The sequence below is a fragment of the Candidatus Magnetaquiglobus sp. genome (assembly GCF_058402785.1).
The window spans coordinates 87352-101548 of the sequence record NZ_JBZVFG010000010.1; the positions used below are offsets into that span (position 1 = coordinate 87352).

The 14197-nt window shown below is 62.7% G+C and carries 10 protein-coding genes and 1 pseudogene; 9 read left to right on the top strand and 2 right to left on the bottom strand.

From position 1 onward, the window contains the following. From ACV4UY_RS05635 to ACV4UY_RS05655, 5 genes and pseudogenes are all read left to right on the top strand, one after another. Positions 1 to 341: pseudogene (locus ACV4UY_RS05635) on the top strand (hypothetical protein); the annotation flags it as partial. A 141-nt stretch (positions 342 to 482) separates the two neighbouring features. After that, a complete protein-coding gene (locus ACV4UY_RS05640; protein ID WP_491606668.1) occupies positions 483 to 3998 on the top strand; it encodes a PAS domain S-box protein in 3516 nt (1171 codons plus the stop codon). Between the two features lie 75 nt (positions 3999 to 4073). Next, positions 4074 to 5075 carry a response regulator gene (locus tag ACV4UY_RS05645; protein ID WP_491606669.1) on the top strand — a complete coding sequence of 334 codons (1002 nt, stop codon included), beginning with the start codon at positions 4074 to 4076 and terminating at the stop codon, positions 5073 to 5075. Beyond that, complete coding sequence (locus ACV4UY_RS05650; protein WP_491606670.1) at positions 5072 to 6313, top strand: DUF1015 domain-containing protein; 1242 nt, start codon at positions 5072 to 5074, stop codon at positions 6311 to 6313. The genes ACV4UY_RS05645 and ACV4UY_RS05650 overlap by 4 nt, the downstream gene beginning before the upstream one ends. Before the next feature lie 52 nt (positions 6314 to 6365). Further along, positions 6366 to 7391 carry a TerC/Alx family metal homeostasis membrane protein gene (locus ACV4UY_RS05655; RefSeq protein ID WP_491606671.1) on the top strand — a complete coding sequence of 342 codons (1026 nt, stop codon included), beginning with the start codon at positions 6366 to 6368 and terminating at the stop codon, positions 7389 to 7391. 55 nt (positions 7392 to 7446) lie between these two features. Here the strand turns inward: ACV4UY_RS05655 and ACV4UY_RS05660 are convergent, their stop codons facing one another. After that, positions 7447 to 8028, bottom strand: a complete 582-nt coding sequence (locus ACV4UY_RS05660) for an H-type lectin domain-containing protein (protein WP_491606672.1) — start codon at positions 8026 to 8028, stop codon at positions 7447 to 7449. Between the two features lie 184 nt (positions 8029 to 8212). Between ACV4UY_RS05660 and ACV4UY_RS05665 the strand changes: the two genes are divergently transcribed. Then, positions 8213 to 9007 (top strand): alpha/beta fold hydrolase, encoded by a 795-nt coding sequence (locus tag ACV4UY_RS05665; protein WP_491606673.1) that lies wholly within the window; start codon positions 8213 to 8215, stop codon positions 9005 to 9007. After that, a complete protein-coding gene (locus tag ACV4UY_RS05670; protein WP_491606674.1) occupies positions 9004 to 9918 on the top strand; it encodes an ROK family protein in 915 nt (304 codons plus the stop codon). Before ACV4UY_RS05665 ends, ACV4UY_RS05670 begins: the two co-directional genes overlap by 4 nt. A 37-nt stretch (positions 9919 to 9955) precedes the next feature. On the opposite strand, the gene ACV4UY_RS05675 is transcribed toward ACV4UY_RS05670, so the two are convergent. Then, positions 9956 to 10453, bottom strand: coding sequence for a Crp/Fnr family transcriptional regulator (locus tag ACV4UY_RS05675; RefSeq protein ID WP_491606675.1), 498 nt, complete (start codon positions 10451 to 10453; stop codon positions 9956 to 9958). Positions 10454 to 10650: 197 nt separating this feature from the next. Between ACV4UY_RS05675 and secA the strand changes: the two genes are divergently transcribed. Beyond that, positions 10651 to 13347, top strand: a complete 2697-nt coding sequence (gene secA / locus ACV4UY_RS05680) for a preprotein translocase subunit SecA (RefSeq protein WP_491606676.1) — start codon at positions 10651 to 10653, stop codon at positions 13345 to 13347. A 136-nt stretch (positions 13348 to 13483) separates the two neighbouring features. Then, a complete protein-coding gene (locus ACV4UY_RS05685; RefSeq protein ID WP_491606677.1) occupies positions 13484 to 13675 on the top strand; it encodes a hypothetical protein in 192 nt (63 codons plus the stop codon). The last annotated feature ends 522 nt before the right edge of the window (positions 13676 to 14197 follow it).

Below are 14197 nucleotides of genomic sequence, written 5' to 3' on the forward strand. Positions count from 1 at the left end.
AACCCACCGTCACCGCCCCCCACATGCCGTCCGTGGACATGCCAGCCGCGCCTGCCGAGCCCCCATCCCTCACGGTGGCGGAGATCCTGCGCGCCGCCGAGGCGGCCCATCCCGGCTGGATGACCCCGCCACCCGAACCCCCGGAACCCGCCCAACCCGAACCCACCCCCTTCGTGCTCATGCCGCCGCTGAAAAATCGCAAACCAGGCGGCAAACCGGGTGAGTCCGATGCCGGCGGATCGTCCGGAGAGCCGTCGGGCGAAACCGGAACCCCGCAACGGAACAAACGGGGACAGGAGGTCTTTCTGGCCTCCCTGAAAAACCTGAACGCCAACCGCTGAAATCCGACCCCGGATCGCGCCCGGCGTGACGAATCTTCATCGAACCGTTGCCGAACGGCGTCAGGATGGTTATGCTTTAGGATGAAAGGCGGAACCCTTAATATCCAAGAAAAAAAGCGACAATCAGGAGCGATCGTCAACATGAAACACGGAACATCCGGCTCGCACGTCGTCCCGGAAGTGGATAAATCCCCCGCGGGCGTGGGGATCATCCGTGAAAGCGGCGCGCTGCACGCCGCGGATGCCGTGTTGCACGCCCTGACCAAACCCTGGGGATCGCCCGAGGTGTGGTGGAGCCGCATCGCCTCCCAAACCCCTCTGCCGCCGGTTACCCGCTGTCCGCAATGCGGCCTGGGTCAACGCCTGGGACGCATCGAACAACCCCTCGTCCCCCCCTCGACCACGGGGGAAATCATCCACGCCATCGAATTCACCGGCCATCCCCATCTGCTCTCCAACACCATTCCGGGCGATCTGGTGGTGGTGCGCGACATCACCCGCGAACGGATCCACACCCTCAAGGTCCAGGAAAAACTCGCCCAATATCATGCCATCTGCGATCAGATGGACGAGGTGTTTTTCCGCATGGATCCAACCGGACTCATCCAGGTGATCAGCCCGTCGGTCCACAAACTCCTCAAACAGCGGCCAGGGGATCTCCAGGGAAAACCGTTCGCGGATCTCTGCGTCAATTCCGACCACTTCCAGGAACTGATGCAAATCCTCAAGACCAGCGACCGCATCGAGGATTTCGACCTGATTCTCACCTGCCGGCGCGGCAAGCAGGCCCCGGTGTCGCTCTCGGCCCAGGTGGAACGCGACGACTCCGGGGAACGGATCGCCATTCAGGGGATCTTCCGCGACGCCATGGAACGAACCCGGCTCGATGCGATGCTCATGGAGCGCACGCGCCGTTTCCAGGAGACCATCCACCGGCTCGAACGACAGCAACACGCCCTGGATCAACACCTCCTGATGAGCATCACCGATCCGGAAGGAACCATCCTCCATGTGAATCCGAAATGGTCCCAGGTGAGCCGGTACGAACTCGAGGAGATCCTCGGCAAGAACCACAAGATGTTCGACTCCGGATACCATCCCAAGTCGTTCTTCAAGGAGATGTGGCGCACCATCCAGGGCGGACGGACATGGCGCGGCGAAATTCGCAACCGGGCCAAGAACGGCGAGTTCTTCTGGCTCGATTGCGCCATCGTGCCGTTCCTCACCCCGGCGGGACGCCCCTTCCAGTACATCAGCGTCGCCTCGGACATCACCGAACGGTCCAGGAACACGGCCCGCCTGGAAGAAAATCTCCTGTTCCTGCGCCATGTCATCGATTCCATGGGCGAAGGGGCCTACGTGCTCGACAACCGCGGCCAACTCCTGATGCTCAATCAGGAGGGGGAACGGTTGCTGGGCTGGAAGGAGTCGGAGATCCTGCACCGCAACCTCCACGAGATCATCCACCACACCCGACCGGACAAAACCCCCTTCTCGATTCGCGACTGTCCGGCCCATCAGAGCCTCCTGGGCCGGACCTATCGGGTGGACGAAGACCACTTCATCCGCCGGGACGGCACCTTTCTGCCGGTTTCCCACGTCACCTCCCCCTTGCTGCGCGAGGGAGAGATCGTCGGTTCCATGGCGATCTTCCGCAACGCCACGGTGCCGCTCGAGGAGATCCAGCAGATCAAGCGCAGCCGCGATGCCGCGGTGGAGTCCGCGCGCTTGAAGTCGGTGTTTCTGGCCAACATGAGCCACGAAATCCGCACGCCGATGAATGCCATCGTCGGCATGAACGATCTGTTGATGGATACCCCCCTCAACGACGAACAGCAGGAATTCGCGGAGATCGTGCGCGACTCTTCGCGCTCCCTTCTGGCATTGATCAACGACATCCTGGATTTCTCCAAGATCGAAGCCGGCAAGATCGACATCGAACGGATCGACTTCTCGCTGTTGACCGTCGTGGAGGGCGCCGCCGAACTGCTCGCGCCCCAGGCCCACGACAAGGGGATCTCGCTGATGACCCACGTCTCCACGGAGATCCCGCGCGGGTTGCATGGCGATCCCGGACGGTTGCGGCAGATGCTGTTGAACCTGCTGGGCAATGCCATCAAGTTCACCGAAGATGGAGAGGTAACGCTGCGGGTGCGCCTGGAGGAACTGTCCGGCAACCAGGTGACGGTCCATTTCGCGGTGGCGGATACCGGCATCGGCCTCAAACAGGGTGACGAGGAGACCAACCGCCTCTTCGAACCCTTCACCCAGGCCGAACGCGGCACGGCACGCAAATTCGGCGGCACCGGTCTGGGACTGGCGATCTCCAAGCGCCTGGCCGAACTGATGGGCGGGGAGATCGGCGCACGAAGCCGCCCCGAGGGGGGAACGATCTTCTGGTTCCGTCTGCCGTTCCAACTCGCCCGGCAACCGGTCTCCGACGACTTCGACGGCCAACCCGTGGATCTTCTGCCCGGCATGCGCATCCTCACCGTCATGGAACGCACCACCGATCAGGAGATTCTCGGCGCCTGCTTCGACTCCTGCGAGATGTTCCACCACGGCACCATCAACGGCGAACAGGGACTGGTCGCCTTCCGCGAGGCGATGTCACGCCAGGAACCGTTCCGGATCGTGGTGCTCTCCGCCGCCCTCTCGGACATGGATTGCCAGATCCTGGCCGACCTGTTGCGCCGCGAAGCCGGCACTCAACCCCTGACCCTGATCGTGCTCATGGACTGGGAGGACAAGGAGGAGCGCGCACGGTTCCTCAAGTCGGGATTCGACGGGGTACTGGTCAAGCCGATGCGCCGCGCGGAGTGGATCCGGCTGCTGGTCGAACAGATCCAACCCGACTCCGCCCCCAAGCCCCCGGAGGCGATCACCGTCACCCCGAGCCGCGAAACCCGCACCCCGGAACCGGATGCCTACGACGCCCTGGAGTCGGGCAATCTGCTGCTGCTGGTCGAGGACAACCTGGTCAACCAGCGGGTCGCGCTCCTGCAACTCAAGAAACTCGGCTACGCCGCCCACGCGGTCTCCAACGGACAAGAGGCCGTGGAAGCGGTCTCCCATCTCCCCTATGCCCTGGTGCTGATGGATTGTCAGATGCCGGTGATGGATGGTTTCGAGGCCACCCACGCCATCCGCAAGCTGGAACAGTCCACCGCGCGCCACATCCCGATCATCGCCATGACCGCCCACGCCATGAAGGGAGATCGGGAACGGTGCCTCAACGCCGGCATGGACGACTATCTCTCCAAGCCGGTCTCGCCGGAGACCCTCAAGCAAAAACTGCAATACTGGATCCCCAAGAGCATCGGCGCGCCACCGCCGGTGGAAATCTCCCAGTTGCGACAACTTTTCGGAGATGACGACGAGATGATCCGGGAGTTGCTGCACCATTTCCGCCCCTCGGCGCGGGAACTCCTGGACAAGCTCGCCGAGATGATCCAAAAAGAGGATGGGGAACGGGTCCGGGAGGCGGCCATGGAACTCAAGGAGGCCTGCTCCAACATGGGAGTCTCGGCCATGGCCCATCTGGTGCGGGTCATGGAGCAGGCGACGCGTGGCCTGGAGTGGGAAGAGACGCGCCGTACCCTGGCCCATCTGGAAAGCGCGTTCAAGAATGTGGAGAGTTTCATCGCTACTTTTTAAGTGTCGGCTGTCCGGTCGTGGTCCGGAAGCCCCCCCCTGACCGACTCAAGTTAAGGATTCGCGCGATTGGCAGACATGGATCAAATTGCCGGGGGACGGCAGTTGGCGGCAGAGATCGCCGAGCAGGTGAACTTGCTGCTCGAGACCACCCTGACCGACTTGCAAAGGGAGCGTTTGCGGTATATCCACAAGGCGGTCGGCGCGCTGCTGATCCTCCTGGGGGGCGCGGAGACAACCGTCGCGCCGACCGCGCCGGGCGAACGTCCCGCCGAACCCGCCTTGCACGTTGCCCAGGCCCGACCGCTGGTGCTGCTGGTGGAGGACAACCCCTTCACCCAGAAACTCATGACCCGCCTGTTGCTGCAACAGGGGTATCGGGTCGAGGTGGCCCAGAACGGCCAGGATGCGGTGGATCAACTCGCACGCCTGCCGGTGGATCTGGTGCTCATGGATCTGCGCATGCCGGTGATGGACGGTTTCCAGGCCACCCGCGAAATCCGTGGCCGCGAGGCGACCAGCGGCGCGAAACGGTTGCCGATCCTGGCGGTGACGGCACTCCTCGGCGAAGAGGATCAACGCCACGCCATGGAGGTCGGCATGGATGGCTATCACGCCAAGCCGGTCCGGGCCGCGGTGCTCTTCTCGGAGATGGAGCGCCTGCTCTCGATTCCCGCCGAGGGTGACACCGCGCCGCCCGCCGCGCTGGAGGCCGATGGCGAACGGGTGATCGTGGACATGGACCGTCTGCTCAAGACCGTGGACTTCGACCTCGACCTGCTGCGTGAAATCTCCTCGCTCTATTTTTCCGACGCCCCGCGTCAGATGGCGCGCATCGAACTGGGGTTGGCCAACGGGGACGCCCACGAGGTCCGCGAGGCCGCCCACAGCCTGAAAGGGGCCACCGGCGCCTTTGGTCGCGTCGAGGTCCATACCCTGGCTTTCCAGATCGAACAGGCCGGAAAATCGGGCGAGTTGCGCCGGGCCGCGGAACTCTGGCCGCGTCTGGGCTCGGCCCTGCGGCTGATGGAAGAGACCATTCAAAAAGAGATCAGTCAATTATCCGGAGAATCGTCGTGACTCTGTTGCACCCCTTTCGTGCCTGGCGCCCGCGCGCCGGGTTGGAATCGCGCGTGGCCGCGCCCCCCTATGATGTCCTGAACAGCGACGAGGCGCGCCGGATGGCGGACGGCAATCCCGACTCCTTTCTGCGGGTCTCCAAGGCCGAAATCAACCTGGAACCGTCGGTCCCGGCCACGGACGAACGGGTCTACACCACCGCGCGGGCGCTTTTCGACCGCTTCCGGCACGACGGGATCCTGACCCGCGACGAATCGCCCGGTTACTACATCTACCGGCTGACCATGAACGGATGCGATCAGACCGGCATCGCCGGGGTCGCCTCGGTGGCCGCCTATCTGGAGGGGCGCATCAAGAAACACGAGTTCACCCGACCCGACAAGGAGAACGACCGCACCCGTCTCTCCGACGCGCTCGATGCCCACTCCGGCCCGGTCTTTCTGACCCACCGCCACGATCCGGCCATCAAGACGGCAACCGAATCCTGGATCCAGACCCATGCCCCGTACTGCGATTTCCGGGCCGATGACCAGATCCGGCACGCCCTGTGGCGGGTGGACGATCCGGAAGTGATCGAAACCCTCTCCGCCGCCTTCGAGCGACTGCCCGCCCTGTACATCGCCGACGGTCACCACCGCGCCGCCGCCGCCTCGCGGATCCATCTGGCCCGCCGTGACCAGGATCCGTCTCCCGACGCGCCCCACGGCTGCTTTCTTGCGGTCACCTTTCCGGATACCCAGGTGCGCATTCTCGATTACAACCGCGTGGTCACCGATCTCAACGGTCTCGACGAAGCCTCCTTCCTGGATCGCATCGCCGCCCTGCCCCGCGTCACCCTGGCCCCGGCCTCCCAACCGGTCAAGCCCGGCTCACGCCATGAGTTCGGCATGTACCTGAAAGATCGCTGGTTTCGCATCAAGGTCGCCCTCGAGCCCGAACTCGAGGCCGATCCGGTGCGCTGCCTGGATGTCACCATCCTCCAGGAGCGGATTCTGGAGCCCCTGTTGGGGATCCGCGATCCGCGCAAGGATACCCGCATCGATTTCGTGGGCGGCATCCGTGGCCTGGAGGCACTCAAACAACGGGTCGATTCAGGCGAGATGGCCGTGGCCTTCTCCATGCATCCCACCGCCTTGAACGAACTCATGCGCGTGGCCGATGCCGGTCACGTGATGCCCCCCAAATCCACCTGGTTCGAACCCAAGCTGCGCGATGGCCTGCTGATTCAAACCCTGTGACACCGATGCCGCCTCTTCCCCCTCAAGCCCCTCAAATGGACTGACAACGACAATGGAACATATTGGCTTCCCCCTGGAAATCCTGTTGATCCTGACCGGCGTGGTGGCCATCTCGGCGGCCCTGGATCTCAACGTCTTTCAAAAGAGTGACACCATGTCGCTGAAGGCGGCCACGGGCTGGACCCTCTTCTGGATCGCCATGGCCATGCTGTTCTACGTCTATCTCTGGGAACGGTTCGACAAACGCTTCGCCGATCTTTTCCTGGTCGGGTTCGTGCTGGAAAAATCGCTCTCCCTGGACAATCTCATGGTCTTCATGGTGATTTTCAACAACTTCAACATCACCGGGGCCATTCAAAGCCGCGTGCTGTTCCTGGGCATCCTGGGCGCGATCGTGTTCCGCATCGTTTTTGCCTCCATCGGCACGGCCCTGTTCGCCTGGTCGCCGTGGGTGGGATTCGTCTTCGCGGCCATCGTCGGCTGGACCGCCTGGAAAATGCTCACCACCGACGATGGCGACGAGGAGATGGTCGATTACTCCCACCACTGGTCCGTGCGCTGGACCGAAAAACATTTTCCTGTCTTCCCGCGTCTGAACGGTCTGCATCTGTTCATCGACGGGACCACGGCACGGACCGAGGCCGAACGCGACCCCACGATCCGCTATCAGGCCGGCATGAACCGCTACGCCACGCCGGCGTTGTTGTGTCTGGTGGTGGTGCAGATGACCGACGTGATGTTTTCGTTCGACAGCGTGCCGGCGGTGGTGGCGGTCACCCAGGAGCCGATCCTGGTCTGGAGCGCGATGATGTTCGCGGTGCTGGGACTGCGGGCGCTGTATTACGTGCTGGCGGCGATGGTGCGCATGCTGGTCCATCTCGGCAAGGCGGTGATCGTGCTGTTGTTCTACATCGCCTTGAAGCTGGCCATGGGCGCCTCCAACGAAATCTTCCACTGGCCGGGGATCCACATTTCGCCGTCCACCAGCCTGACCATCGTGGCCGGCGTGCTGGGACTCGGGGTGCTGGCGTCGTTTCTGTTCCCAGGCCAGGAGAAGACGAAAAAAGAGGGGGCATGACCCTTCCCCCTCTCGAGCCGTTTCCAGGGACCGTCACCGGTGTGGGGTGACGGTCCTACTCCCCAAACGCCGACCAACCGACCCGCAACTCCCTGGGGCGCTCCTCGGCACGGGTCATCACCAGCAGCGTGAAGCCCGCCGCATCCACCCCCTCGACCGAAAGCTGGAAATGGAGCCGCTCCTGACCCGGCTCCATGCCCACCACCCCCAACATCACCCGCGGTGGGGCCGCGAACCCCTTCTCGAAGGTGACCCGTTCGCGGAATTCCCGTTCGCGCTGGAACAGATTGGCGATGCGCCACCCCTTGTCATCCTGCCGGACCACCAGCGCGCCGCTCTCCAGGCGCCTTTCGACGGATCCGGGCAGGGACTCCAGCTTCTCGACCCGACTCCGCAACGCGTGCAGCTCCGACTCGGCGGCATCCAACCGCGCCAGCAGCGCCTCCTGGCCGTGACGCTGCCCGACTTCGAGCGCCGCGACCCGATCCTCGTCCCGGGACCGACGCGCATCCTCCCCCAACAGCCAGGCGCGCCAGCCGGCATTGGGCCCCTCCCCGGCAGGCACGCCGCCGCGCAGGATCAACAAGCCACTCAACATCACCACCAACGACACAGAAAACCAGAACAGACGAATCATGCCCACTCCAACGCTCGAGAATGCCGGATCGCGCGTGCAATCCGGCCCGGGAATCCCTTACAATGACATGGCATGATTGTCCCTGGTCCGGCGGCAAAGCTCAATGCGCGATGACAAAGAATCGAACCCTGAACCTTGCGACGCCACACCCGGAATCCACAACCCCCAATCCAACGACCTCTCCATGAAAAAAACCTTCAACGGACATTGGGACAGCCTGGGCAACGGCCCGCCCATTCTCTGCATCTCCGGATTCGCCAGCGGCAACTGGATGTATCGCCCTCTGGCCCAGACCCTCGCCGACCGCCACACCTCCATCCTGCCCGACAACCGTGGCATGGGCCTCTCCCCGCCCGCCACCCAGCCTTACACCCTCGACGATCTGGCCGGGGACGCGATCGCCCTCATGGACCAGCTCGAACACGAAACCTTCGCGCTGATCGGCCTGAGCATGGGAGGATTCATCGCCCAGTTGATCGCCGCGCGCCATCCGGAACGGGTCGAACGGCTGGTGCTCATGTGTACCAGCGCCAACGACCCGGCCTTCAAGGGGCTCTTCCCGATGCTCAGCCGCGAACAGATCGGCGCCATCTACATGCTGCGCCGCGAAGAACGGGTCCGGGCCGCGCTCTCCGAAACGTTCTGTCCGTTTCTGTTCAACCGTTATCCCGACACCCACGCCTACATCCTCGAACACCGGTTGCGTTTCGAGCCGGAGAGCGCCCAGGTGTTGCTGCAATACGACGCGGTAGCCCGTTTCTTCGCCTCCGAACCGGTTCCCCTGGAACGGTTGACCATGCCGACCCTGATCCTCTCCGGCGCCCTCGATCTGGTGGTCCCGTCGGTCAACGCCCAGATGCTGGCCAGCCGCATCCCGAATGCCAAAGCCCGGATCATCGACGAGACCGATCATCTTTTCTTTCTGGAAAAAAGCGCGGAGGTGAACGGGCTGATCCGCGATTTTCTGGGAGCGCCATGAGACTGGGCATCGATCTGGGCGGAACCAAGATCGAGATCGTGGCCCTCGACGCGGGCGGCACGATTCGCCATCGTCGCCGCGCGCCCACCCCCCAGGGAGACTATGCGGCCACCCTGAGCACCATGCGCGCCCTGGTGGCCGACGCCGAAGCGCAACTGGGACTCGCCACGCCGATTCCCGTGGGAGTGGGCATTCCCGGCTCCGTGTCGCCGGTCACCGGATGGATCCAGAACGCCAACTCCACCTGTCTGATCGGCCAGGATCTGGCCGGGGATCTCGCCGCGCTGCTCGCCCGCCCGGTGAGGCTGGCCAACGACGCGGATTGCTTCACGCTGTCCGAGGCCACCGATGGCGCGGGAGCCGGTGCGCCCCTGGTCTTCGGCGTCATCCTCGGCACCGGCGTGGGGGGCGGCATCGCCTTCAACCGGCAACTCCTGGCCGGCCCGAATGCGATTGCCGGCGAATGGGGCCACAACGCCCTGCCCTGGCCGCAAGCCGGCGAACTGCCCGGCCCGGCCTGCTACTGCGGTCGTCGGGGGTGCATCGAGACCTTTCTGTCCGGGCCGGGGTTGAGTCGGGCATACCGGGAGGCGGGTGGTCTGTCATGCCAACCGGATGAGATCGAACGCCGGGCGAAAACCGGCGATGCGACCGCGCGGGCGGTGCTGACCGGCCACGCGGAACGGCTGGCGCGCGCCCTGGCCATGGTGATCAACATCCTCGACCCCCATGTGGTGGTGCTCGGCGGCGGGTTGTCCAATCTGGGGGAACTCTATGCGGAGGTGCCACGCCTCTGGAGGCCCCACGTCTTCGCCAACCATCCGCGCACCCGGCTGGTCCAGGCCAGACACGGGGATTCGAGCGGGGTGCGCGGTGCGGCCTGGCTTTGGCCGGACGGCTGGACCGGGTGATCCCGGCTCCGGCGGCTGTGGACCGGGTGATCCCGATTCAGGCGTGCTGGCCGATCACCTGCTCGCGCAGGGCCTTGGTCAAGGCGAGGTTGGCCTCCTTCTGACTGGCCAGCGCCTTGTTGGCATCATCCAGACGTCGCACCAGGATCTCGATGAGCTGATTCTTGATCTTGGTCTGCAACGCCTGATCCAGATGCTCGCGGGTCATGCTGTAGGAGTCGATGCGGAAAACCGTGGTCTCGCCAAAGGCGATCACGTTGGTGGTGCGCTTGCGCCGGGTCAGAAATGAAACCTCGCCCACCACCGCGCCCGCCTCCAGGGTGGCCAGGATCCGGTCCGGAAAATCCCGCCGCACTACCTTGGCCTCCCCCTTCAGGATCACGAACAACGAATCGTCCTCGTCCCCCTCGGTGACCAGGAATTCGCCATCCTGGTAGGTATTGAAAAAACTCTCCGCCGAGATCAGCGCCTGGCGCTCCTCCTGGGTAAAATCCCAGAAAAACTCGATCTGCTTCATCAATTCCTGAATCAACATGACGCGTTTCCTTATTCCGGTGCCAAGTGCCATCCACCACGATTCAAGTGTACTTCAAACCAGGCCGCGTTGCCAGCGCAACGTATACGTCGCATGCTTGGCGCGTCACGGTTGCCTTAACCAATCCAACGTGATATGTTCACAAAATTTTTCCCAGTCGCGAATACCCAAGTCTTTATTGTAAGGATGCCCTTCCCATGTTTGGTGCCATTGTCCGCAAGCTGTTCGGATCCAGCAACGACCGCTACTTGAAAACCCTCAACCCCCTGATCCAGAAGATCAACGCCCTGGAACCGGACTTCGCGGGGTTGAGCGACGACGAACTCAAGGGCAGGACCGAACTCTTCAAGAAACGGCTCGCCGAGGGGGAAACCCTGGACGATCTGCTGCCCGAGGCCTTCGCCGCAGTCCGGGAGGCCAGCAAACGGACCACCGGCATGCGTCACTTCGACGTGCAACTGGTCGGCGGCATCGTGCTCCACCAGGGCAAGATCGCGGAGATGAAAACCGGCGAAGGCAAAACCCTGGTCGCCACCCTGCCGCTCTATCTCAACGCCCTGTCCGGCAAGGGGGCCCACCTGGTGACGGTGAACGACTACCTGGCCACCCGCGACGCCGCCTGGATGGGCAAAATCTACGCCGCCCTCGGCATGAAAACCGGCATCATCATCCACGGTCTCGACGACCAGGAGCGCCGCGACGCCTACCGGGCCGACATCACCTACGGCACCAACAACGAATTCGGCTTCGACTTCTTGCGCGACAACATGAAGTTCTCCCTGGAGGACATGTGCCAACGCCCGTTCAACTTTGCCATCGTGGACGAGGTGGACTCGATCCTCATCGACGAGGCGCGCACCCCGCTGATCATCTCCGGCCCCACCGAAGACAACACGGATAAATACTACAAGGTCGATCGGATCATCCCCCTGCTCTCCCGCGACGGCCACTTCACCCTGGACGAAAAAGCCCGCACCGTGATCTTCACCGAAGAGGGCAACGAACGGGTGGAACAAATCCTCAAGGAGCGCGGCATCATCAAGGATGGCAACATGTACGATGTCCACAACGTGGATATCGTACATCACGTCCATCAGGCGCTGCGCGCCCACGCCCTGTTCGAGAAAGATCGGGACTACATCGTCAAGGATGGCGAAGTGGTGATCATCGACGAGTTCACCGGTCGCATGATGCCGGGCCGCCGCTACTCCGACGGCCTCCATCAGGCCCTCGAGGCCAAGGAGGGGGTGGTGATCCAGAACGAATCCCAAACCCTGGCCTCGATCACCTTCCAGAACCTGTTCCGCATGTACGCCAAACTGGCCGGCATGACCGGTACCGCCGACACCGAGGCCTCGGAGTTTCAATCGATCTACAACCTCCAGGTGGTGATCATCCCCACCAACCGCGACATGATCCGCAAGGATGCCGACGACGTGGTGTTCCGCACCCACGAGGAGAAGATCAAGGCGATCATCGACGAGATCCTCGACTGTCGGCAGCGCAGCCAACCGGTTCTGGTCGGCACGGTCTCCATCGAGAAGTCCGAGGATCTCGCCAAACGCCTGAAACAAATGAAGGTTCCCCATAACGTCCTCAACGCCAAGCACCACGAACGCGAAGCGATGATCGTGGCCCAGGCGGGTCGCAAGGGGGCGATCACCATCGCCACCAACATGGCCGGACGCGGCACGGACATTCAGTTGGGTGGCAACCCGGAGATGCGCATCCAGTCGGAAATCCCGGAAACCGCTACCCCGGAAGAGCGCGAAAAACTCGAATTGCAGATCCGCGCCGAATGCGCCACCGAAAAACTCGAGGTGCTGTCCGCGGGCGGTCTGCACATCCTCGGCACCGAACGCCACGAGGCGCGCCGCATCGACAACCAGCTGCGCGGTCGCGCCGGACGCCAGGGTGATCCCGGTTCGAGCCGTTTCTATCTGTCGTTGCAGGACGACCTGATGCGCATCTTCGGTTCGGAGCGCATGGATGGCATGTTGCAGAAACTCGGGCTCCAGGAGGGCGAGGCGATCGTTCACCCGTGGATCAACAAGGCGATCGAGTCGGCACAACGGAAGGTCGAGGGGCGCAACTTCGACATCCGAAAGAATCTCCTGAAGTTCGACGACGTGATGAACGAGCAGCGTCGCGCGATCTACGAGCAGCGCAAGGAGTTGATGGAGGCCGACGAGATCGCCGAATACATCCAGGACATGCGCGGCGATCTTCTGGATATCTTGATGGAAACGCACATTCCCGAGGAGTCCTACGCCGAGGATTGGAAGGTCCAGGAGTTCACCGACGCGGCACGCAAGCAGTTCAACGTGCTGGTGCCGGTCGCCACCTGGAAGGAGGAGTCCGGGGTCATGGCCAAGGTGGTGCGCGAGCGGGCCTGGGAGCTGATCGAAGCCTACAACCAACATCGCGAAAACGCCATGGGCGCGCCGCTGATGCGCTACCTGGAGAAGGCGATCCTGTTGCAGGTGCTCGACACCCTCTGGAAAGAGCATCTGTTGAACATGGATCACCTCAAGGAGGGGATCCATCTGCGCGGCTACGCCCAGAAGGATCCCTTGAACGAATACAAGCGCGAAGCATTCGGCCTGTTCGACGATCTTTTGACCCGCATCAAGGCAGAATCGATCGAGGTTCTGGCGCGTGTCGAGGTGCGTCAACCCGACGAGGTGGAGCGCATGGAGGCCGAACGGGCGGCGGCCCGGGATCGTCAACTTTCCATGAGCCACCCGAGCGCGGAACCCCTGGACGATGACGAAGAGAGCGCCCACGACGGACACACCCCATTCCGTCGCGACGGGGAGAAGGTCGGAAGAAACGCCGTCTGTCCTTGCGGAAGCGGTAAAAAATACAAATACTGTTGTGGGAAACTTTCTTAAACCGGAGGAGAGATTCAAACTTTCTTAAATGAAATGAAGCTCTTTTTTGGCATGGCATAAAAGGTGCATAAGGATTAAGCGCTCAGGCCTGGAGCCACAACCCCTACTCAACACCATGCAAAGAGAGATCGCTCCCATGTCCAATACCATTACGCCGGCGCACCTCGCCGCCATGATGAAACCGGCCCAGATCCGGCCCGTTTCCCAGGGTACGATGACTCCCCTGCCTGTGCGTCCCCAGGATGGAGGTCTGTTCAATCAGTTCCTCACCCAGGCGGAAAAGGATTATCTCGCCAACCAGTTGCAACAGGTGAAGTGGGGTCGCTGATTCCCACCCCACGCGCCTGAAGCACCGTGGTCCCCGAAATGGCGCACCACGGGTGAGCCCACGTCCCAGGCCCACCACACGCATCCCCCCATCGAACCCTGGGAGAAAAAGCCGGCGGATCCACTCCGACCGGCTTTTTTCATGGATTCCATCCTTGAGAGGCTGTTTGGTGCTTCCAGGAATGAATCAGCTGCACGAATCGAAACAATCGATTCGTGCTTCTCAAATGGCCGCGCAATTTGGCGGTCCCTGAATGGCCCGCGTCGGCTGTCTGGCATTTGCCAAACAGCCTCTGAAACAGCCGACTCCTCTGGCAACCCCTCTCCTCGCGAACCGCTTGGCAACGCTCACAACCGCAAATCTCCCGTGATCCACGGTAAAAAGGCCGCGCGACGGAGGTCACGCGGCCTTTTTACCGTGGACCTCCCGTAAAGGAGATCCGCGGTTGAGGGGGTTCTCCCCCCATCATGTGTCAGGCGACATGAGAAACTGACCCCCTGACGACACGAAGAATTGACCCCT

Excerpts from the sequence above, each read along its gene's own strand:
- ACV4UY_RS05675 (WP_491606675.1), bottom strand. The coding sequence starts at position 10,453 with ATGTTGATTCAGGAATTGATGAAGCAGATCGAGTTTTTCTGGGATTTT.
- secA (WP_491606676.1), top strand. The coding sequence starts at position 10,651 with ATGTTTGGTGCCATTGTCCGCAAGCTGTTCGGATCCAGCAACGACCGC.
- ACV4UY_RS05655 (WP_491606671.1), top strand. The coding sequence starts at position 6,366 with ATGGAACATATTGGCTTCCCCCTGGAAATCCTGTTGATCCTGACCGGC.
- ACV4UY_RS05645 (WP_491606669.1), top strand. The coding sequence starts at position 4,074 with ATGGATCAAATTGCCGGGGGACGGCAGTTGGCGGCAGAGATCGCCGAG.
- ACV4UY_RS05640 (WP_491606668.1), top strand. The coding sequence starts at position 483 with ATGAAACACGGAACATCCGGCTCGCACGTCGTCCCGGAAGTGGATAAA.
- ACV4UY_RS05670 (WP_491606674.1), top strand. The coding sequence starts at position 9,004 with ATGAGACTGGGCATCGATCTGGGCGGAACCAAGATCGAGATCGTGGCC.
- ACV4UY_RS05665 (WP_491606673.1), top strand. The coding sequence starts at position 8,213 with ATGAAAAAAACCTTCAACGGACATTGGGACAGCCTGGGCAACGGCCCG.
- ACV4UY_RS05685 (WP_491606677.1), top strand. The coding sequence starts at position 13,484 with ATGTCCAATACCATTACGCCGGCGCACCTCGCCGCCATGATGAAACCG.
- ACV4UY_RS05660 (WP_491606672.1), bottom strand. The coding sequence starts at position 8,028 with ATGATTCGTCTGTTCTGGTTTTCTGTGTCGTTGGTGGTGATGTTGAGT.